This is a genomic window from Pantoea sp. SGAir0184, from assembly GCF_043544755.1.
The window spans coordinates 2632083-2652235 of sequence record NZ_CP028050.1 but is presented as its reverse complement, the minus strand read 5'-3'; the positions used below and the strand labels follow the sequence as shown (position 1 = coordinate 2652235).

Below are 20153 nucleotides of genomic sequence, written 5' to 3'. Positions count from 1 at the left end.
CATAATCGCAAACCGCAATAATAATGATTCTCAGTATAATTTACATCAGGGGATAACCATGCGCAGAACGCCTTTCAATCCCGGAATGAAACCGACGCTGCTGGCCATGCTGGTCAGCGCCGGTTGTTTGCCAGTGATGGCTGCTACCACTAACACCAGTAATGCTCCTCAGGGCGCTAACGAACAGCAGACGCTGACCGTTACCGCCACGCCGCAGAGTGAATTCAAACCCGGCGGCAACGACTTAGTACCGGCCTTTCTCGACGGCCAGATTGCCCACGGCGGTCGCCTCGGCATGCTGGGCGAGCAAAACGCCATGGACGTGCCGTTCAACGTCATCGGCTATACGGCAAAAATGATTCAGGACCAGCAAGCGCAAACCATCGCCGATGTGGTGCGCAACGATGCGGGCGTGCAGAACGTCAAAGGTTATGGCAATTTCGCTGAAACTTACCGCATTCGGGGTTTCACTCTCGACGGCGATGATATGACTTTCGGCGGTCTGCCGGGCGTGGTGCCGCGCCAGGTGATGGACGCTTCGCTGATCGATCGCGTGGAGATCTTCAAAGGCGCCAACAGTCTGGTTAACGGCGCAGCCAGTTCCGGCGTCGGCGGTATGATCAACCTCGAGCCGAAACATGCCGAAGATACGCCGATCAATCGCATTGGCCTCGATTACACCTCCTCGTCTCAGGTTGGCGGAACGCTGGACGTGGGGCGCCGCTTTGGCGATAACAATCAGTTTGGCGTGCGGGTTAATGCCGTACATCGCGAAGGTGAAACCGGCGTTGACGGCGAGAAAAAACGCACCACGGCGGCCTCGGTCGGTCTTGATTATCGCGGCGACCGGCTGCGCACCTCGCTGGACGTTGGCTATCAGAAGAAAACCTTCCATGACGGCTTGCAGGGCGTGAAATTCGCCAGCGCCGGCGTGATCCCGGCGGTGCCGTCAAATTCGCACAACTACAGCCAGAAATGGGTGTACAGCGATATGGAATCTGAATTCGGTATCGCCAAAGCAGAATACGATATTACCGACAGCTGGACGGCCTATGCCGGTCTCGGCGCACAGCACGCTCATGAAACCGGCAACTACGGCGCGCCGACCATTACCAACAGCAACGGTGACGGTACCGTCAGCAGCTTCTACTCCAACCGTATTCAGGACAACATGAGCGGCATGGTGGGGCTGCGCGGTGAGTTCCACACCGGTTTCGTCAGTCATAAAGTCAACGTGGGTTACTCGGCGCTGACCACCAATGCGAAAAATGCCTACGACATGTCGCTGGTGGGCACGCCGTTTAATATCTACCACAGCGGTGACGTGGCGGAACCGGCGGCCACCTTCGCCGGCGGCAAGTTCTCCGATCCGCTTACCACGTCACGCACCCGCACCCAGGGCTATCTGCTGAGCGATACGCTCGGATTACTGGACGATACGCTGCTGGTGACCGTCGGTGCACGCCATCAGAAAGTGGTGGTGCGCAGCTATAACTACAACACCGGCGCGGAAAGCGTTGATTCGCGCTTCACCAACGACCGCTGGATGCCAACGTACGGCGTGGTCTACAAGCCGTGGAAAGAAGTGGCGCTGTACGCGAACCATACGGAAGCGCTACAGCCTGGTGAAGTGGCCCCTAAAGACGCCGTCAACTATGGCACTGTGACCGGCGTGGCGCACTCGAAGCAGAATGAGATCGGTGTTAAAACCGATTTCGGCCGCATCGGCGGCTCGCTGGGGCTGTTCGAAATCCAGAAACCGTCCGGCCTGATCAACAGTGACAATGTCTACGTCATGGATGGCGAGCAGCGCCATCGCGGCGTGGAAGCCAACGTGTTTGGTGAGCCGGTGCTGGGCCTGCGCCTCAACGCCAGCGCCACCTGGATCGATCCGGTGATGAAGAAAACCGCCGGCGGCACTTACGATGGCAAACAGGCGATCGGCGTGCCGCGCTACACCTACGTGCTGGGCGCGGAGTATGACATCAAGCCGGTGGAGGGTCTGACGGCCACGGCGCTGCTCAACCACAGCGGTGCTCAGTACGCCAACTCGGCCAACACCCTCAAGCTGGACAGCTATACCACGCTGGATCTTGGTATGCGTTACCGCATGAAGGTGAATCAGAACGATCTGGTGTGGCGCGTGGCGGTCGAAAACGTCACCAATGAGAAGTACTGGTCAAACGTTGATGACACCGGCACCTATCTCGCGCAGGGCGACCCGCGCACGCTGAAAATCAGCATGAGCTACGATTTCTAAGCGGCCACCACGGGGCGTAGTGACGCTCCGTGGTCTTTTCCGACAGAAATAGTGCTGTACGTTGGCCGCTATTCCATTACACTCTGTGCGGCAATCCCGCTGAAAAACGCCTCTTTCCTGTTGAGTCATCATGAGTTCACCCGCGCCACCTGACGATCACGACGAACCTTTACGGCAACCGCTGGATGATGCGCACTTCGCCATTGTGGTACTTGCAGTGACCTCGGTTACCCTTATAATCTTCGTCCTGATGCTTACATTATGGATGAGCTGAGGCCAGCAACCGACTACGGACGCCCGCAAGGAGATGTCGATGGAATCCCGGGATGACAAACTGATCGCCATCATTGGACTGCTTTCCGCCTGCCTGATCGGCGTAGTGTTCCTTTTCACCATGACCTGGCTGACGGACGTGCGCCATCCAGCCGATCCGTCACTGGATGTACAAACCTGCCCGCCCAAAACCGCCAGCCCGGTGCAGCACTCTTAATCCTGGGTGCGCCATTTAATCTGCTGACTGCGTAACTCCAGCGCCAGCGCTTCATGCAGGGTGCGATTGCCATTGGGATCGCCCAGACCAAACAGCGCGCCAGGCGAGCGCCGATCGTCGGCCCACGCCGGATACTCCACCACCGGATAGAGCGAAATGCCTTCCAGCGCCACGCCCTGCGCTAAGGCCAGCCGCGCTTCATCACTGACATGCCGCAGCCAGGGCGCGCGCGCGTCGCCTTCCGCGCCGGTTTCCGCCAGCAGCAGCGGGCGCTGATAACGCTGCCAGCACTGCATCAGCAGCCGGTGCAGCGGCTGACGCTGCGGATGATCGGGTGGAATGGTGTCGCCGGAGAAGAACCAGTGGTTGTCGGGATAATAGTTCAGCCCCAGGATGTCGAGAAAATCGGGCTGACCACCCAGCTCCGGCGCATCGCGTCCTGCCAGCCAGTCCCAGGCTTCAAACTGCGCCTGATGCTGGCTGTCGGCATAGGGTTTACTGTCGGGGTTGTGCGGATCGGCGGCGATCTGCACCAGCGGGTCGGTCAGCACGAAGCGGGCGTCCGGATAGACGTCGCGAATGGCGTGCATGGCCGCCAGCGAGGCGCGCACCAATTGACGTTTCAGTTCGCGACCGCGCGCGCTGGCGTAGGGATCGAGCCACGAGACATCGGCGCCGGCCCAGGACCAGAAGGATATCTGATTGATAGGCGTAAAGAACGGCTGCTCCACGCCCTCATCCCGCATCAGCTGAGCCATGGCGCGCGCGAAGCGGCCAAAGTGCTCCACAAACGCCGGCTTCCAGATATCGAGATGATCGGGGTAGCCAAAGTGCGCCAGCTCCCAGATGATTTGTAAATCATGGCGCGCCGCCGCGTGAATCATCGGCAGAAAGGTGCGCCAGTCGTATTCACCTGGCGTGGCCTCAATCAGGTGCCAGCGGGCGCCGTCGCGCGCGGTGCGCAATCCTTCCTGCGCCAGCGCGGCGTAATCTTTCTCCAGCAGCATGTCGTGGCCGCTGCTGATGACCATATCCAGTCGTCGCCCGCCGCTGCGGCAGGCGGTAGAGCAGGGGAAGCTGCCCTGAAAAAAGCTGCGAAATAGCCGGGGCTGATGGCGCGGGGATAGCTGAGTCATGATCTTCTCCTCACGAAGAACGCCGGATGCAGAACGCCTGGCTAAGTCTAGACTAAATTAACGCCGCACCCGACGCGGAAGTAGACGGCTCTGATTGCCTTTACGTGCGGTGATACCAACAATAACAGCTTCAGGGTAAGCAGGGATTGAGTATGAGCGAAGCGGCACTGCGTTCCTCACGCGAACGGCCGGGCGACGGGCTGAGAGAACATGCGCAACAGCAATGTGCCCGTCATCCGGGACTGAGCGGCATTCATCCGCTGAACGATGGGCTGGATGCGTTTGCGGCACGCTATCTGCTGATGGGCATGGCGCAGCACACCATCGACGTCCAGTATTACATCTGGCACAACGACATGTCCGGACGCCTGCTGTTCAGCGCGCTGCTGGATGCGGCGGAGCGCGGCGTACAGGTGCGCCTGCTGCTGGATGACAACAATACGCCCGGGCTGGATGAAACGCTGGCCGAACTCGATCGGCATCCGAATATCGCCGTGCGGCTGTTTAATCCCTTCTCGTTTCGAACCCTGCGCGCGCTGGGCTATCTGACTGACTTCGCCCGCCTGAATCGCCGGATGCACAACAAAAGCCTGACCGTGGACGGCGCGGTAACGCTGGTGGGCGGCCGTAACATCGGCGACGAATATTTTGGCACCGGCAATGAGCCGCTGTTTACCGATCTCGACGTGCTGGCGCTGGGACCGGCGGTAGATGAAGTGGCGGAAGATTTCGCCCGCTACTGGCACAGCAAAGCGGTATCGCCATTGCGCAGCGTCGTGGACACCGGCGCACCGCCGCATGAAGCGGTGCGTTTACCGCCGGAGTGGCAGCAGAGCGAGGCGGTGCAGCGCTACCTGGCGCGGCTGGAGAAATCCTCGTTTGTCAGCCAGCTGGAGCAGGGCTCGCTGAGCATGACCTGGGCACACACGCGGCTGCTGAGTGACGATCCGCGCAAAGGGCTGGGCAAAGCGAAGCGCTCCTCTTTGCTGCCGCAGCGCATGCTGGAGGTGATCGGCACGCCGCAGCAGCAGTTCGATATCATCTCGGCCTACTTTGTCCCGACCCGTGCCGGCGTGGCGCAGCTGCTGGCGCTGAAGCGGCGGGGCGTTAAGATTGCCATCTTAACCAACTCGCTGGCCGCCAATGATGTCACCGTGGTTCACGCCGGCTATGCGCGCTGGCGCAAGAAGCTGCTGCGTCACGGCATTGCGCTCTACGAACTGAAGCCGCAGGCCAATGCCGCGGATGCCCCGCACGATCGCGGCCTGACCGGGAATTCCGGCTCCAGCCTGCACGCCAAGACTTTCACCGTCGATAACCGCAAAGTGTTTATTGGCTCGTTTAATTTCGATCCGCGTTCGGCGGTGCTGAATACGGAGATGGGGCTGGTGATTGAGAGCGAAGCGCTGGCGCAGCAGACCCATCAGCGCTTCAGCAGCGGCATGCGCGACCGCGCCTGGGCACTGCGGCTGGATAAGTGGGGCCGCGTTAACTGGGTGGAATACAGCGGCGAAGCGCGGGAAGTGGTGCATAAGCACGAGCCGCAGTGCACGCTGTTGCAGCGTTTGCTGGTGCGGCTGGTATGGCGTCTGCCGGTGGAGTGGCTGCTATAGCCGGGCTGCACCGCGCGCAGCCCGGCGGGTAAGCACGCCGTTACGTCTGCGCGGAGGTCTCTGGTTTGCGCTGCGGCTTGCCGGAGAACAAAAAGCGCAGCAGCGGGATACGCAGATGAATCTCGTACAGGGCAAAGGCAACGCCAAACACCATCAGCAGGCCGACAAAGAAGCCCAGCGTATTACTGCTGATGTGTGGCGTAACGTAGATGCCGTACAGGATGGTCAGCGGATGGTGCACCAGATAAATAAACAGCGACGCGTTCACCAGATACATGATGCGCGGCGAGTGGCTGTTCAGCAGCTTGTGGCCGAAGCTAAAGCAGACGTTCAGCATACACAAGCCCATCAGCGTAGAAATGATGGCATCAAGCTCGTACAGCCAGCCTTCACCGCTGCTGTAGCGCTGATTCAGGCTGTACGCGATAAACACCGCAATGGCACCAAAGCACATCACCGGATTAAAACGCACAAACAGCGCTTTCAGCGCCTGATGTTTCCAGCTCAGCGCACCCAGCATAAAGAACGGCAGGAAGAACAGCGACTGCATTACCGCAATGCTGAACAGGCCATCCATTAACAGCGCGGGAGCAAAGTGGAAAATCAGCCGGCGGAAGGCGCACCACACCAGCGCATAGGCCAGCAGGGCCAGCGTCAGCTTGCCCCAGCCAACCTGCTGATAATCGATGCGGCGCTGCTGATCGCGCAGCCAGCGGAAGCTCAGCATGCCAAACGCGGTGAGAATCACCAGTACCAGTAAAAACCACAGGTGCGAAATCAGATCCCACATCAGCGCGTTGTACTTGTCATACAGCGAGAAGTTTGCCCAGTCGCCGACTTTGCTGGTGAGATTTTTCAGCATAAAAAACTGTGGCAGGGTAATGAGCGGCACCGCAGTTAACAGCGGAATGCCGACGCGCTCCAGCCGCACCTTCAGCCAGCGGTTGGGCTGATAGCGCAGATAGAGCATATATGAGAAATAACCTGAAATAACAAAGAACACCTGCATGCGGAAGGCGTGAATAAAATCATTCAGCACCGTCAGCCACAGTGAGGCGTCCTGGCTGTTAACCGACCAGCGTTGGGTCGAGTAAATCAGCGAGACGTGGAAAGGCACGCCCAGCAGCATTAAATACGCTCGAATCGAGTCGAGGAAATATTCACGTTCGGGTTTGGCTGAACTCATAAGCTTCCGGTTTGTCAGTTTACTTGCCGGTTTCACCCTGAAACCGGATTATGCCGGACGAAATTCTACCGGCTGTAAACAGCGTATACTATCAGGTGAATCTGTTTCTTAATCTTCCGGGTTTAATTATCCGAAAAGTACACTTTCGGCTTACGAATCAGGGGAACAATCTTTTACATAAGCTGTCGGAAAACCGAATAATCCTTTAAGATAAATGGGTTTGATCTAAGCACACGAAAGGGGGGGATGTGCTGACTAAAGTGAAGAATAATGGCGGGCTGGTGAAGATGCGCTGGGTAGGCGCAGCAGTTCTGCTGGCGTTGTACGCCAACAATAGCTGGGCGTTCAACATTGATGATGTGGCAAAGCAAGCTAAGGCGCTGGCAGGGAAAGGTTTTGAAGCGCCAAAAAGCAATTTACCCTCTCAGTTTCGTGAAATGAAGTTTGCTGACTATCAGCAGATCCAGTTTAACCACGACAAAGCATACTGGGGCAAACTGCGCACGCCGTTTAAGCTCGAGTTCTATCATCAGGGCATGTATTTCGACACGCCGGTGAAAATCAATGAAGTCACCGCGTCTTCGGTACGTGAAATCAAATATAACCCTGACTACTTCAATTTCGGCAACGTGAAACACGATGCCGATGCGGTGAAAAACCTTGGTTTTGCCGGTTTCAAAGTGCTGTATCCTTTAAATAAAAAGGGTAAAGACGATGAGATTACCAGCTTCCTGGGTGCCAGCTATTTCCGCGTGATTGGCGAAGGCCAGGTGTATGGCCTGTCGGCGCGTGGTCTGGCGATTGATACCGCGCTGCCTTCCGGTGAGGAGTTCCCGCGCTTTAAAGAGTTCTGGATCGAGCGGCCGAAGCCGCAGGATAAACAGCTGGTGATTTATGCGCTGCTGGATTCTCCGCGCGCCGCCGGTGCCTATCGCTTTGTGATCCAGCCGGGCAAAGAGTCCACCGTGGACGTGCAGTCTAAAGTGTATCTGCGTGACAACGTCGGCAAACTCGGCGTAGCCCCACTCACCAGTATGTTCCTGTTTGGCGCTAACCAGCCGTCGCCGGTCAGCAACTTCCGTCAGGAATTGCATGATTCGAACGGCCTGTCGATTCACGCCGGAAATGGCGAGTGGATCTGGCGTCCGCTCAATAACCCGAAACACCTGGCGGTCAGCACCTTTACCATCGAAAACCCGAAAGGCTTCGGTCTGCTGCAGCGTGGCCGTGACTTCAGCCATTACCAGGACCTGGACGACCGCTATGATCTGCGTCCAAGCGGCTGGGTTGAGCCGCAGGGCGACTGGGGCAAAGGCCGCGTAGAGCTGGTGGAGATCCCGACGGCAGATGAAACCAACGATAACATCGTGGCCTTCTGGACGCCGGAGAGCCTGCCAGAGCCAGGCAAAGAGATGAACTTCAAATATCGTCTGCACTTTACGCGCGATGAAAACCAGCTGCATCAGGACGATGTGGCCTGGGTGAAAGACACGCTGCGTTCTGCGGGCGATGTGAAGCAGTCTAACCTGGTACGTCAGCCGGATGGTTCCATCGCCTTTACCGTGGACTTTGTCGGTAAAGCGATGAGCAAGCTGCCGGAAAACACCCAGGTGGCGCCGCAGGTCAGCGTCGGTAACAACGCCGACGTGGTCGAGCAGAGCGTACGCTACAACCCGGTCACCAAAGGCTGGCGTCTGGTGCTGCGTCTGCGCGTGAAAGACAACAAGCAGCCGACCGAAATGCGTGCGGCGCTGGTGAGCGGCGACAAGACATTGACGGAAACCTGGAGCTATCAGTTACCTGCCAATGAATAAATCGACTTATTTACCTCAATCTTACGTGGAGGCGCTGCCGCTTGATGCGGCAGCACGCGCCACGCTCAGCGCCTCGCTGCAGAATGCGCAGGCGTTTCATGCCATTCACAGCGCGCTGGGGCAGGATATCGCCGCCAGCGAACGGCCGGACGATGCGCCGCTGAAATCGGTCTCGTCGCGCGTATCCATGGCGTGGCCGGATTCGCTCGCCGATGGCCAGCAGCTCAGTAAAGATTATCTCGACCGCACCACGCTGAAGGCGATGCCGCCGGTGAAGCGTTCGCTGATGTTCCCGGAAGCCTGGCGTACTAACCCGATCGCGCGCGCCTGGGATTCCCTGCGCGGGCAGAAAGGCAACCCACGCTATGCCACGGTGGAAGAGCAGAAAGCGGAAGACAAATGGCGCCACGTAGGTTCCATGCGTCGCTACGTGCTGCTGATTCTGACCATTCTGCAGACCGTGGTCGCCACCTGGTACATGAAAACCATTCTGCCGTATCAGGGCTGGACGCTGCTCGATCCGGTCGAGCTGTTTAACCAGAACTGGCTGCAGTCGGTGGAGCTGATCCTGCCGTATATTCTGCAGACCGGCATCCTGTTCCTGTTTGCCATCCTGTTCTGCTGGGTATCGGCTGGTTTCTGGACCGCGCTGATGGGCTTCCTGCAGCTGCTGATCGGTCGCGATAAGTACAGCATCTCGTACTCGACCACCGGGGATGAGCCGCTCAATCCGGAACATCGCACCGCGCTGATCATGCCAATCTGTAACGAAGATGTGGAACGCGTGTTCGCCGGTCTGCGCGCCACCTGGGAGTCGGTGAAACGCACCGGTAACGCGGAGCATTTCGACGTTTACATCCTGAGCGACAGCTACGATTCCGACATCGCCATCGCCGAGCAAAAAGCGTGGATGGAGCTGGTGCGGGATGTCGGTGGGGCAGGCAAGATCTTCTATCGCCGTCGTCGCCGTCGCGTGAAGCGTAAAAGCGGCAACATCGATGACTTCTGCCGTCGCTGGGGCAGCAACTACAGCTACATGGTGGTGCTGGACGCTGACAGCGTGATGAGCGGTGAGTGTCTCACCGGTCTGGTGCGCATGATGGAAGCGAACCCGAACGCCGGTATTATCCAGTCGTCGCCGAAAGCGTCAGGCATGGATACGCTGTATGCGCGCTGTCAGCAGTTCGCCACCCGCGTTTACGGGCCGCTGTTTACCGCCGGTCTGCACTTCTGGCAGCTGGGCGAATCGCACTACTGGGGGCACAACGCCATCATTCGCGTGCAGCCGTTTATTGAACACTGTGCGCTGGCGCCGCTGCCGGGTGAAGGCTCCTTCGCCGGTTCGATCCTGTCACATGACTTCGTGGAAGCGGCGCTGATGCGTCGTGCCGGCTGGGGCGTGTGGATCGCCTACGATCTGCCGGGTTCTTATGAAGAGCTGCCGCCGAACCTGCTGGACGAGCTGAAGCGTGACCGTCGCTGGTGCCACGGCAACCTGATGAACTTCCGCCTGTTCCTGGTAAAAGGCATGCACCCGGTGCACCGCGCGGTGTTCCTGACCGGCGTGATGTCCTACCTGTCGGCGCCGCTGTGGTTTATGTTCCTTGCGTTGTCGACCGCCCTGCAGGTGGTGCATACGCTGATGGAACCGACCTACTTCCTGCAGCCGCGTCAGCTGTTCCCGGTGTGGCCGCAGTGGCGTCCGGATTTGGCGATTGCGCTGTTCTCCACCACGCTGGTGCTGCTGTTCCTGCCAAAACTGCTCAGCGTGGTGCTGATCTGGTTTAAAGGGGCGAAACCGTACGGTGGCGCATTCCGCCTGTTCCTCTCGCTGCTGCTGGAGATGCTGTTCTCGGTGCTGCTGGCACCGGTGCGCATGCTGTTCCACACCGTGTTTGTGGTCAGCGCCTTCCTCGGCTGGGAAGTGGTGTGGAACTCGCCGCAGCGTGACGATGACGCCACGCCGTGGAGCGAAGCGTTCCGTCGCCACGGTTCACAGATGCTGCTGGGCATTGTCTGGGCCGTCGGGATGGGCGTGCTCGATCTCAACTTCCTGTGGTGGCTGGCGCCAATCGTCTTCTCGCTGATTCTGTCGCCGTTTGTCTCGGTGATGTCGAGTCGCGCCACGGTCGGGCTGAAGAGTAAGCGCGCCAGGCTGTTCCTGATCCCGGAAGAGTATGAGCCGCCGAAAGAGCTGGTCGACACCGATCACTATCTGCAGCTGAACCGTGAACGTGCGCTGAAGCATGGCTTTATGCATGCGCTGTTCAATCCGGCGTTCAACGCGCTGGCGACGGCGATGGCGACATCGCGCCATAAGCAGAGCGCACTGCTGGATCACGCACGCGATCGCCGCGTCGATCAGGCATTGAGCGATGCGCCGGAAAAACTGAATCGCGAACAGCGTCTGCAGCTGATCAGCGATCCGGTGGTGCTGGCGCGCGTGCACACGCGCTTGTGGGAAAGTGCGGATAAATATCATCAGTGGGTAGAGAGTTATCAGAAACTCACGCTTAACCCGCAGGCGCTGCCTCAGCGCGCCTGACAGGCTAACGGTGATGAAAAAGCGGCAGCGATGCCGCTTTTTTTATGCCTGCGCTTCAGCGAAGTGCTTAACGCGCCTCACACAATCTTTACGCATAAAGACATAGCGGTTTAGCTGCACCCGCAGCTAAAATGGCTCGATGACACGTGCCAGTGTTCCTGAGCACATTTAAACAGTCACTGACGCACATCAGAATCAGGGGTGTCAGTTCAGGGTGAGTAAATGCAGTGAAATATTGCCTGAAGTTAATCGCGCTGTGCGCCGCCATTTTGCTGCTGACGGGCTGTGGCAGCATTATCAGCCGCACCGTACCCGGACAGGGGCACGGCAACCAGTACTATCCAGGCGTGCAGTGGGATGTGCGTGACGGGCCGTGGCGCGTGCTGACCATTCTCGATCTGCCGCTGTCGCTGGTGATGGACACGCTGCTACTGCCGGTTGACGCACAGCACGGCCCGTACGAGTAACTTACGCCCAGTTGTCTGACGGACTGTCGTCGTCTTCCCACTCTTCGGCCGCTGCTTCGCCTTCTTCCAGGTCGCGCGGCGGCTCCAGCTGAAATTCGCCTTCATCCCATTCGTGCAGGGTATTTTCCGACTGCCACTCCTGGCGCAGCTCAATTTCATCGAAATTACCGTCGAACACCGCCTGCGCCGCTTCACCGCTGCAGATTGGCAGGCATTCGCCCTGGCCGTCTTCGTCAGCGAAAAACTCCGCCTGCCACATAATGTCGCCATCCTGCATCACGTACTTCTGCAGCGCAAACTGGCTGACACTGGCGTCATCCTGCTCCAGCTCAGGCTGGCTGGCGAGGAACTCTTCGCGTGCGGCTTCAATGGCTTCTTCTAACGTACTATACAGGCTCATCTGCAACTCCTTGTCAGTGCAAAAAGGGATTTCACAGAAGAATAGACGAAAATTGGCGGCTGTCAGGGCGGGAGAGAACAATGACGGGGTGGATGCGTAAAAAGTCATCCACCCGCGCCGGTTACATCATTTTTTGCGGAAAGTGCAGAACCGGTCGTACCGACTCGCGTAACACGGGTGCAGAATAACGGATGCAGCATTTAATACAGGGCTTCACCTTTTTAAAATTAATTCGTGCGGTGGCCAAAGCCTGATTTAAATTATAGAGCGTACCGATGAACACCATATCCTCCTTAACCGGCAGACGTTTACACTCTTTCCGATGCAGCAGATGGTAACCCTCCTGATCGGTACTGATCGTCACGTAGTAGTAGATACCTTTATTCATATTATGTGTCCTGAATATATTTGCTGTGTGTAATCTTTTTATATTTTTAAACGCGCAGTTAACGAGCTAACTGTCAGGGTCGAAACTAACTGGATTCGATCGGGCTAACCAATTCCATAAAGATATATTAAAGATGAATTTTTAATCAAAAAAGAATATGGCAGTTAACTTTCAGACAAATACTTGTTTAATCAGTAAAATTTATTAGATAAGTAAACAAGACGGCAAGCCTGAGTAAAATTAAATAGGAAAAGGCCTGGAAGTCATCAAAATCAGATCCGCACCCGTCATATTTACGCATATTGCCGTACAAACTCAGGCAATGAAAAGCAGCGGCGGGCGAGGGAGAACGCGTCGGCGTAGCAGCGAAAAACCGTGATTAATTCGTAAGATAGCAGCAGTCAGCGTAAAGGGTGTCGTTGACTTGAGTGTCGCCGTGTGGAAGGCATAGCAGTTCAGGCTGGGCCTTTTTTTGCGTGCCACTGCGCAGACAATCACGTGAATTAAGGCAAATGTGCGGTAAATAACGCGGGGCATTGATAATACCCCGCAACCGATTAATAGCGTGAAGGCTGCCCTTCAGGCCGGGTTTTAAAGCGGCGATGCAGCCACATATACTGCTCAGGCGCCAGCAGCACCGTCTCTTCCACCACTTTATTCATTACGATAGCGGTATCCAGTTCACTCTCCAGTGAGAATTTGTGGCGGATATCCGGCATCATTTTCAGTTCGTAGCCGCGGCCGTGCGGCAGGCGGCGTGCCAGGAACGGCACCACGCTCGGATTAGCCAGACGAATCAGCATATGCGTGCCGGTGGTGGTCGCGGCTTCCTGAACGGCAAAGAACGGGGCGAATACACTGCTGCGCGGGCCGTAGTCGTGATCGGGCGCATACCAGATGATGTCGTTGTTCTTCATGGCGCGGATCATGCCTTTCAGATCTTTGCGATCCAGCATGCTTTTATTGGAACGCATGCGTCCCCAGGTTTGCAGCCAGTCCAGTAACTTGTTGTCGTTAGGGCGATACACGCCAATGCCCGGGTTGTACATGCCAAACACGCGCGCACCCAGTTCCAGCGTCAGGAAGTGCATGCCAATCAGCAGGATGCCGCGCTTTTGGGCCAGCGCCTCGGTAACGTGCTCCAGGCCGCTGGTGCTGACCCATTTACGAATACGCCAGTCCGGCCAGAACCACGCCATGCCGGTCTCAATCAGCCCCATTCCCACCGATTCGAAATTGTGCTTCACCATGGCTTCACGTTCGCTGGTCGGCATATCCGGGAAGCACAGCGCCAGATTGCGTTGCGCGACCTGAACACGACGCTTCATAAAACGCATGGCAAGGCGTCCCAGCCCGCAGCCAGTCACGTACAGCAGCGGGTAGGGCAACAGCACCAGCACATAGAGGAAACCGATGCCCAGCCAGGTCAGCCAGTAGCGTGGATGAAGGAGTTCGCGGGTAAATTGCGGAAGTTGCGTCATGGAAATATCAATGTCCTGCGTCGTGTACCAGAGAGTCCGGTTTCTGTAATTGGCCGGGATTATGCCATTTTTTCTCTCTGACTGAAATCAACCATCCGTGCGTCAGCGCACGACGAACAGCATTTCTGCGCAGATATTGGCGAGCATGACGCAGAACCCCGTCGATTGTGGCTGACGGCAGGAGAATTGCACCAGAGGCTTTGCATCACGCTCAATTCAGGTATCATATGCGCGCTAAATTTCTCTGATTGCTAACAGGTGTTCACCATGCCAGTGTTACACAACCTCGTTTCCAATAAAGAGCTGAAAGAACGTATGCTGGCCGAAACCGAGCCGCGTACCACAGTCTCTTTTTACAAATACTTCCAGATTGCCGATCCACAGGCATTCCGCGACCGTCTCTATGTTGCCTTAACCCAGCTGAAGGTGTTCGGCCGCGTCTACGTGGCGCAGGAAGGGATTAATGCACAAATCAGCGTGCCGGCCAGTCGCTATGAGGCGATGAAGGCGATGCTCTATGCCTTTGACCCGGCGCTCGACAATCTGCGCATGAACATTGCGCTGGATGACGACGGCAAATCGTTCTGGGTGCTGCGCCTGAAAGTGCGCGATCGCATCGTGGCTGACGGTATTGAAGACGGTAGCTTCGACGCCAGTAACGTCGGTAACTATCTCAAAGCGGCTGAAGTCAACGCCATGCTCGACGATCCGGATGCGGTGTTTGTGGATATGCGTAACCACTACGAATACGAAGTGGGCCACTTCGACAACGCGCTGGAAGTCCCAGCCGATACGTTCCGCGATCAGCTGCCGATGGCGGTGGATATGCTGCAGGCGCAGAAAGACAAAAAAATCGTCATGTACTGTACCGGCGGCATCCGCTGTGAAAAAGCCAGTGCGTGGATGAAGCACAACGGTTTTGATGATGTTTACCACATTGAAGGGGGCATCATCGAATATACCCGTCGCGCGCGCGAGCAGGGTTTACCGGTGCGCTTCAAAGGCAAAAACTTCGTGTTTGACGAGCGCATGGGCGAGCGTATCTCTGACGATATTCTCTCCAGCTGCCACCAGTGTGGTGCGCCGTGCGACAGCCACACCAACTGCGTTAATGACGGCTGCCATCTGCTGTTTATTCAGTGCCCGAGCTGTGCGGAAAAGTATCAGAACTGCTGCAGCCCGCTGTGCATGGAAGAGTCGAAACTGGCGCCGGAAGAGCAGCGCGCGCGCCGCGCCGGCCGTGAAAATGGCAACAAAGTGTTCAATAAATCGCGCGGTTTACTCAACATGACCATGGCGATCCCCGCGCCGGACAAAAAGTAATGGCTTAACAGCCTGGCGCATTGCCCGCCAGGCTGTACTGCTGATTACTGACGCACACCTTCGACTGAAATGATCAGCTCGGCTTTTTGCGAGGCCGGACCGAGATCTTTGCTGATGTTGAACTCTTTCAGCACAATTTCGCCGCTGGCGGCAAAGCCAGCGCGATAACCGCCCCACGGATCCTTGCCTTCCCCAATCAGCTGCGCATCCAGCGTGATCGGCTTCGTTACGCCGTTGAGCGTCAGGTTGCCGGTGATCTTATAGTCCTTGCCCTGTTTTTTAACCTCAGTCGAGCTGAAGCTGGCCTGCGGGAATTTGCCGGTATTGAGGAAATCCGCGCTGCGCAAATGCTTGTCGCGCTCGGCATGATTGGTATCGAGGCTGTTGGTATTGATGGTCACGTTGACCTTGTCCGCGGCGGGATTGGCTTCATCAAAGGTAAAGCTGCCATCAAAATCTTTAAAGCTGCCGTACAGCCAGCTGTAGCCAAGATGCTGAATGCGGAACTGGACAAACGCGTGCTGACCCTCTTTATCAAACTTATACTCAGCCGCGCTGGCACTCAGGCTGGTCGAAAAGAGGGCAGCGGCGCTGAGCGCCAGCAGGGTTTTCCTGATCATATTACTTTTCCTTTTCAGAGGTTAAGGGGATGCGGTAACCGAGCATCCGTTTCAGCGTCATGTCGCGATCGACAAAATGGTGTTTCAGCGCGGCCAGGGTGTGCAGGGCAGACAACAGCACCAGAGCCCACGCCAGCCATAAATGGACCTCACCGGCGACATCGGCCTGCTCACCCGCGCCGCTAAACAGTGCCGGTACCTCAAACCAGCCAAACACTGAGACCGGCTTGCCGTCTGCGGTAGAGATTAGATAGCCGCTGATCAGCAACACCAGCAGCAGGCCATACAGCAGCCAGTGCGCAGTATGGGCGGCACGGCGTACGTGCGGCGAGTAACTGTTGAGCGGTGCCGGCGGCGGCGATATCACACGCCAGCACAGGCGCAGCAGCAGAGCGCCAAACAGTAAGATGCCGATGCCTTTGTGAATCTCAGGGGCGCTGTGATACCAGCCGTCGTAATAGCCAAGTCCGACCATCCATAAACCCAGCGCGAACATACCGTAAATCGTCAGCGCCATCAGCCAGTGCAACGCAATGGTTAACGCACCGTAATGCCGTGGAGAATTACGCCACATAGTTAAGCCGTTATCAGGAAATAAGTGGTAATGAGAATCTACAACCTGAAATAGAAAATCAATCGTCCTTACTTTTCTATAACTTTGAATTTAGGGGTTCGATATATATGGCGAAAGGCTGGCGGTGTAATTCAATAATTCTGAATAGATAAGCAAAAAGCAGTTTTAGCCCTGGCGGCAATGGGTATTGCTTCACCAAATGCGCCATAAACGCGGGAGGAAAGTAAATCTGTGTCAGGAAAGGTCAATAACTGCCAGTGCGCTCCGCACCGGCAGCAACAAAATCAGGCAAAACGCGTAAGTGAGAAGGGCGTGAGGTCAAAGGAGAACGGTTTATTCTGCGCAAATTCGCTGGCCAGTTCACCCAGCACGCTGGCGAATTTAAACCCGTGGCCGCTCAGGCCGGTGATAATCAGTCGGTCAGGCTCGCCGGGCAGGGTATCGATAATAAAATCTTCATCCGGCGTGTTGTCATAGCTGCAGGCTTCACCATGCAGGCACACGCCTACGCCTGGCAGAAACTGGCGCAGGAAGCTAAAGGCTTCGTTACCGTCAGCGGCGATGCTGCCGAACGGTTTGCGGTCCGCTGGCGTCTGCATCGGCTGACCGCCATCGTGGCGTCCCACTTTCAGGGCATTATTGTCTGCCGGGAAGCCGTAGAAATGGCTGCCATCCGGCATCTCTACCGTAAAGCCGGGGAACTGGTTATTTTCGCTGTAGCGCCCATCGGCCTGATACCAGGCAAACACCTTGCGCACCGGCGTAACGGGCAGATTGTCCACCAGCTGACTGACCCAGGTGCCGGCGCTGATCAGTAGCTTGCGCGCGCGGAATACGCCATCGCTGGTGGTGACCTGCTGCAGATCGCCCTCGCGGCCAATCGCGCTGACCGGGCAGTTAAACAGCTGCGCGCAGCCAGCCTGTTCCGCCAGCTGCACCCAGCTGCGCACCGCCTGTTCGCATTTCAGGAAGCCAGAGTTGGGCTCAAACACGCCGACGTAGCCGTCCGGTACGCTAAGCTGCGGCCAGCGTTTACGCACCTCATCGGCCTGTAACACCTGCACCGCTAACTGCCAGCGGTTAGCACTGTCGATTACGTTGTGAATGAAATCCGAGCTGGCCGGCGCCAGATTAAGAATGCCGCTGCGGTGCATAATGCGTTCGCCGCTCTGGCGCTCCAGCTCATCCCATAACGTCTGGGCGCGCAGCACCAGCGGCACGTAGCGTTCACCTTCGCCGTAAGCATGACGAATCAGGCGGGTTTCGCCGTGATGCGTCCCCTGGCTGTGGGGCGGGTGCGCGCTGTCGATCATCAGCACCGACAGGCCCGCCTGGGTTGCGTAGAAACCCGCGGCAGCTCCGACGGAACCACTCCCCACCACAATCAGATCATAAACCATGACGACATCACTCCTGCAAAACGGCGATTTTTTTCAATAGCATATCAAAAGAGTGCGCCCATGAAAAAGGCACCCTGTAGGGTGCCTTTTCACGCGATGGTGATGATTAGTGCTTGCGATTATCGCGTAGGTATTGCTCAGTGGACTCGATCTTTGCAATGCCAGCTTCGAGGATAGAGATAAACTGTCTGGCTACGTCAGTTGTCAGCCAGTATGTTGGGCCCACGTCAGCTTCTTCTTCTTTCTGGTCCTGCGATGATAGCGAGTGCAGGCGGATCATCATGGCGTCATAGCTGTCAACGGTGCTGATATCCCATCCCACCAGCGGATGGGTCTGGATGACGTCTTTACTTCTGTCCATTATAACCTCCTTATTACTCGTTAAACGAAGTGCTTTCGAGGTTCAATGCGTCTGTATCTTGCACTAGCGAGATAATTATAACATGGAATTAACAGTACAGTAGTTAAAAAGTGTGGTGACTAAAAACACAGCAAAATAAAAGCAGCCAAAAGCCGGTTTTAAACGAATAAATAAACGCCTTACGCAGCTGGGTATTTATTGTCGCAGCGCAACGTGTCGTCATACCGATTATCGGCATCTCAGCATTAAAACTTTAACGGGCTGAACGCCAGGGTAAAAATCTGAAATTATCCCTGCGACTCGGCAGGCAACTGCCCTTTGCGCCGGTGGATCTCGTCCGCCAGCCGGGCAAAATGCTGCTGTAACTGAGCGTCATGATTTTGGTTTTGCGCTTCGAGCGTCAGATTGTGGGCCAGCAGCTGGCTGGCGCGATCGTCCAGACAGAAGGTCAGTGTGGCAAAGGCATTTTCCAGCACGGTCAAACGGCGTTGCTGTTCAGCAATGAAGGCCAGTAATTCTCCAAACGTCATCGCCTCTTCTGGTTTTTCAGTAGTCATGTGCAACACACCTCCTGTAAGCACGACGAGGCAAGAATAGGCCATCGTTTAATCAGAGTCTAGCTGGCGCGGGTTTTTCTGGCGAGCGGGAAATAAAAACAAAAAAGCCGGGCGGCGGGCCCGGCAAAAACGGCACAGTGGCGGTTAATCGGTAATAAACCAGTCGTCAGCGCTTTCCCAGGTTTCCTGCAAAATATCGCTGATGCGGTCGCGTGATTCTTTACAGCCGCCAAACACGCTGAGCTGGTTACCACCGGCATAGCGCACTTTGACGTGATGATTGTCGTCGGGAAAATCGCGGGAGATACGGCGAGTGAGTTCAGCGCTCAGTGCATCCAGTGCACCGGCGGGAAGGGGCTGAGTCTTTGCTACGGTAATTTCAACACGCATAAACGCCTCCGGGATAATATACTGGTTATTTGTACAGTATAAAATTCCCGAAGGCAAGCGGCAGATGATTATTCTTTGATGCGCCAGTTAAGGGTTTCACCGGCGAGGAACGGAACCAGCTTATCGTCAGCGACCGTGATGCTCTCCTGCACCGTCCACGGCTCACGTACCAGCGTCAGGGTACCGTCGTTGAGCGGCAGGCCGTAGAACCTGGGGCCGTTCTCAGAGCAGAAGGCTTCAAAATGCTCCAGTGCGCCAAGCTCTTCAAACACGGTCAGATAAGCGGGCAGCGACGTCGGCGCATTAAATACGCCGGCACAGCCGCAGCTGGCTTCTTTCAGATGGCGCAGGTGCGGTGCCGTGTCGGTGCCCAGGAAGACACGACGGTTGCCGCTTGCCACCAGGTTACGCAGCGCTTCCTGATGAATGTTGCGCTTCAGAATGGGCAGACAGTAGAGATGCGGGCGCACGCCGCCCACCAGCATGTGGTTGCGGTTGAACATCAGATGCTGTGGCGTAATGGTCGCGCCAAGCAGTTCATTGCCGGCGGCCACATACTCCGCAGCTTCCTTCGTGGTGATGTGTTCCATCACCACTTTCAGGCCCGGGAACTGCTGGCGCAGCGGCTGCAGCACGGTTTCGATGAAGCGCGCTTCACGATCAAAGATATCAATGTGCGCATCGGTGACTTCGCCGTGCACCAGCATCGGCATACCGATTTCCTGCATGCGCTCCAGCACGCTGGCAATTGAGGCAATGTTGGTGACGCCATGGCTGGAGTTGGTGGTGGCGTGTGCCGGATAGAGTTTTGCCGCCGTAAAAATACCGCTGCGGAAGCCGCGTTCGATTTCGTCCGCATCAAGCGAATCGGTGAGGTAACAGGTCATCAGCGGCGTGAAGTGATGCTCAGCAGGCAGCGCCGCCATGATGCGTGCGCGATACGCTTCGGCAGCCGCAACGCTGGTGACCGGCGGAACCAGATTTGGCATGACAATCGCACGACCATTCACCGCGCTGGTATAGGGCAGCACTGCATTGAGCATCGCGCCATCGCGCAGGTGGATGTGCCAGTCGTCAGGGCGGCGAATCGTGATTTGCTGGGGTTGGGCTGTCATTCAAAAAGGCTCCGGCTGAGGTGAAAACGAAAT

The 20153-nt window shown here is 56.7% G+C and carries 19 protein-coding genes; 7 read left to right on the top strand and 12 right to left on the bottom strand.

Translation table 11 applies throughout. The features are described from left to right. The first annotated feature begins 58 nt into the window (after window positions 1-58). Together C1N60_RS12570 and C1N60_RS12565 are read left to right on the top strand one after the other, a co-directional pair. The gene (locus tag C1N60_RS12570) at window positions 59-2260 is read left to right on the top strand and encodes a TonB-dependent receptor (protein WP_394520927.1); all 2202 of its coding nucleotides are present in this window, start codon (window positions 59-61) and stop codon (window positions 2258-2260) included. 313 nt (window positions 2261-2573) lie between these two features. Beyond that, window positions 2574-2750: a hypothetical protein gene (locus C1N60_RS12565; protein WP_021506450.1), complete on the top strand. Its 177-nt coding sequence runs from the start codon at window positions 2574-2576 to the stop codon at window positions 2748-2750. Here C1N60_RS12565 and C1N60_RS12560 read toward each other — a convergent pair. Further along, window positions 2747-3886: a glycoside hydrolase family 1 protein gene (locus C1N60_RS12560; RefSeq protein WP_059010467.1), complete on the bottom strand. Its 1140-nt coding sequence runs from the start codon at window positions 3884-3886 to the stop codon at window positions 2747-2749. The genes C1N60_RS12565 and C1N60_RS12560 overlap by 4 nt on opposite strands. Window positions 3887-4038: 152 nt before the next feature. Between C1N60_RS12560 and C1N60_RS12555 the strand changes: the two genes are divergently transcribed. Further along, window positions 4039-5499: a phospholipase D-like domain-containing protein gene (locus C1N60_RS12555; RefSeq protein ID WP_021506448.1), complete on the top strand. Its 1461-nt coding sequence runs from the start codon at window positions 4039-4041 to the stop codon at window positions 5497-5499. 40 nt (window positions 5500-5539) lie between these two features. Here C1N60_RS12555 and mdoC read toward each other — a convergent pair whose 3' ends face one another. After that, window positions 5540-6685, bottom strand: a complete 1146-nt coding sequence (mdoC, locus tag C1N60_RS12550; RefSeq protein WP_021506447.1) for a glucans biosynthesis protein MdoC — start codon at window positions 6683-6685, stop codon at window positions 5540-5542. A gap of 278 nt (window positions 6686-6963) precedes the next feature. Between mdoC and C1N60_RS12545 the strand changes: the two genes are divergently transcribed. The 3 genes from C1N60_RS12545 (at window position 6964) to C1N60_RS12535 (ending at window position 11511) form a co-directional block, all read left to right on the top strand. Then, entirely contained in the window at window positions 6964-8499 is a 1536-nt protein-coding gene (locus C1N60_RS12545) for a glucan biosynthesis protein G (RefSeq protein ID WP_182688977.1), read from the top strand. Next, window positions 8492-11044: a glucans biosynthesis glucosyltransferase MdoH gene (gene mdoH / locus C1N60_RS12540; protein WP_394520926.1), complete on the top strand. Its 2553-nt coding sequence runs from the start codon at window positions 8492-8494 to the stop codon at window positions 11042-11044. Before C1N60_RS12545 ends, mdoH begins: the two co-directional genes overlap by 8 nt. 227 nt (window positions 11045-11271) lie before the next feature. Further along, window positions 11272-11511 carry a YceK/YidQ family lipoprotein gene (locus tag C1N60_RS12535; protein WP_021506444.1) on the top strand — a complete coding sequence of 80 codons (240 nt, stop codon included), beginning with the start codon at window positions 11272-11274 and terminating at the stop codon, window positions 11509-11511. Window position 11512: 1 nt separating this feature from the next. Here C1N60_RS12535 and C1N60_RS12530 read toward each other — a convergent pair whose 3' ends face one another. From C1N60_RS12530 to C1N60_RS12520, 3 genes are all read right to left on the bottom strand, one after another. Further along, window positions 11513-11911 (bottom strand): MysB family protein, encoded by a 399-nt coding sequence (locus C1N60_RS12530; protein ID WP_021506443.1) that lies wholly within the window; start codon window positions 11909-11911, stop codon window positions 11513-11515. 121 nt (window positions 11912-12032) lie between these two features. After that, complete coding sequence (locus C1N60_RS12525) at window positions 12033-12299, bottom strand: hypothetical protein (protein ID WP_021506442.1); 267 nt, start codon at window positions 12297-12299, stop codon at window positions 12033-12035. Window positions 12300-12856: 557 nt separating this feature from the next. Then, window positions 12857-13780 carry a Kdo(2)-lipid IV(A) acyltransferase gene (locus C1N60_RS12520; protein ID WP_021506441.1) on the bottom strand — a complete coding sequence of 308 codons (924 nt, stop codon included), beginning with the start codon at window positions 13778-13780 and terminating at the stop codon, window positions 12857-12859. Between the two features lie 267 nt (window positions 13781-14047). Here C1N60_RS12520 and C1N60_RS12515 point away from each other — a divergent pair, with 267 nt between their 5' ends. Further along, on the top strand, window positions 14048-15103 hold the full coding sequence (locus C1N60_RS12515) for an oxygen-dependent tRNA uridine(34) hydroxylase TrhO (RefSeq protein ID WP_021506440.1): 1056 nt from the start codon (window positions 14048-14050) through the stop codon (window positions 15101-15103). 44 nt (window positions 15104-15147) lie between these two features. Here the strand turns inward: C1N60_RS12515 and C1N60_RS12510 are convergent, their stop codons facing one another. The 7 genes from C1N60_RS12510 to pyrC all read right to left on the bottom strand — a co-directional run bounded on the left by C1N60_RS12510 (window position 15148) and on the right by pyrC (window position 20120). Next, window positions 15148-15723: a YceI family protein gene (locus tag C1N60_RS12510; RefSeq protein WP_021506439.1), complete on the bottom strand. Its 576-nt coding sequence runs from the start codon at window positions 15721-15723 to the stop codon at window positions 15148-15150. Between the two features lies 1 nt (window position 15724). Further along, window positions 15725-16297 carry a cytochrome b gene (locus tag C1N60_RS12505; protein ID WP_394520924.1) on the bottom strand — a complete coding sequence of 191 codons (573 nt, stop codon included), beginning with the start codon at window positions 16295-16297 and terminating at the stop codon, window positions 15725-15727. A gap of 284 nt (window positions 16298-16581) precedes the next feature. Beyond that, window positions 16582-17697, bottom strand: coding sequence for an N-methyl-L-tryptophan oxidase (solA, locus tag C1N60_RS12500; RefSeq protein WP_058769615.1), 1116 nt, complete (start codon window positions 17695-17697; stop codon window positions 16582-16584). A gap of 106 nt (window positions 17698-17803) precedes the next feature. Further along, entirely contained in the window at window positions 17804-18058 is a 255-nt protein-coding gene (gene bssS, locus C1N60_RS12495) for a biofilm formation regulator BssS (protein ID WP_021506436.1), read from the bottom strand. Window positions 18059-18345: 287 nt separating this feature from the next. Continuing rightward, the gene (locus C1N60_RS12490) at window positions 18346-18615 is read right to left on the bottom strand and encodes a hypothetical protein (protein ID WP_010617279.1); all 270 of its coding nucleotides are present in this window, start codon (window positions 18613-18615) and stop codon (window positions 18346-18348) included. Between the two features lie 144 nt (window positions 18616-18759). Continuing rightward, the gene (gene dinI / locus C1N60_RS12485; RefSeq protein ID WP_021506435.1) at window positions 18760-19005 is read right to left on the bottom strand and encodes a DNA damage-inducible protein I; all 246 of its coding nucleotides are present in this window, start codon (window positions 19003-19005) and stop codon (window positions 18760-18762) included. A 68-nt stretch (window positions 19006-19073) separates the two neighbouring features. After that, a complete protein-coding gene (gene pyrC, locus C1N60_RS12480; RefSeq protein ID WP_058775415.1) occupies window positions 19074-20120 on the bottom strand; it encodes a dihydroorotase in 1047 nt (348 codons plus the stop codon). Between the last annotated feature and the right edge of the window lie 33 nt (window positions 20121-20153).

Bases quoted from the DNA above. Each gene is read 5' to 3' on its own strand.
- C1N60_RS12555 (WP_021506448.1), top strand. From the start codon at position 4,039: ATGAGCGAAGCGGCACTGCGTTCCTCACGCGAACGGCCGGGCGACGGG.
- bssS (WP_021506436.1), bottom strand. From the start codon at position 18,058: ATGGACAGAAGTAAAGACGTCATCCAGACCCATCCGCTGGTGGGATGG.
- pyrC (WP_058775415.1), bottom strand. From the start codon at position 20,120: ATGACAGCCCAACCCCAGCAAATCACGATTCGCCGCCCTGACGACTGG.
- mdoH (WP_394520926.1), top strand. From the start codon at position 8,492: ATGAATAAATCGACTTATTTACCTCAATCTTACGTGGAGGCGCTGCCG.
- solA (WP_058769615.1), bottom strand. From the start codon at position 17,697: ATGGTTTATGATCTGATTGTGGTGGGGAGTGGTTCCGTCGGAGCTGCC.
- C1N60_RS12525 (WP_021506442.1), bottom strand. From the start codon at position 12,299: ATGAATAAAGGTATCTACTACTACGTGACGATCAGTACCGATCAGGAG.
- C1N60_RS12560 (WP_059010467.1), bottom strand. From the start codon at position 3,886: ATGACTCAGCTATCCCCGCGCCATCAGCCCCGGCTATTTCGCAGCTTT.
- C1N60_RS12515 (WP_021506440.1), top strand. From the start codon at position 14,048: ATGCCAGTGTTACACAACCTCGTTTCCAATAAAGAGCTGAAAGAACGT.
- C1N60_RS12505 (WP_394520924.1), bottom strand. From the start codon at position 16,297: ATGTGGCGTAATTCTCCACGGCATTACGGTGCGTTAACCATTGCGTTG.
- C1N60_RS12565 (WP_021506450.1), top strand. From the start codon at position 2,574: ATGGAATCCCGGGATGACAAACTGATCGCCATCATTGGACTGCTTTCC.
- C1N60_RS12530 (WP_021506443.1), bottom strand. From the start codon at position 11,911: ATGAGCCTGTATAGTACGTTAGAAGAAGCCATTGAAGCCGCACGCGAA.
- C1N60_RS12520 (WP_021506441.1), bottom strand. From the start codon at position 13,780: ATGACGCAACTTCCGCAATTTACCCGCGAACTCCTTCATCCACGCTAC.
- C1N60_RS12510 (WP_021506439.1), bottom strand. From the start codon at position 15,723: ATGATCAGGAAAACCCTGCTGGCGCTCAGCGCCGCTGCCCTCTTTTCG.
- dinI (WP_021506435.1), bottom strand. From the start codon at position 19,005: ATGCGTGTTGAAATTACCGTAGCAAAGACTCAGCCCCTTCCCGCCGGT.
- C1N60_RS12490 (WP_010617279.1), bottom strand. From the start codon at position 18,615: ATGACTACTGAAAAACCAGAAGAGGCGATGACGTTTGGAGAATTACTG.
- C1N60_RS12570 (WP_394520927.1), top strand. From the start codon at position 59: ATGCGCAGAACGCCTTTCAATCCCGGAATGAAACCGACGCTGCTGGCC.
- mdoC (WP_021506447.1), bottom strand. From the start codon at position 6,685: ATGAGTTCAGCCAAACCCGAACGTGAATATTTCCTCGACTCGATTCGA.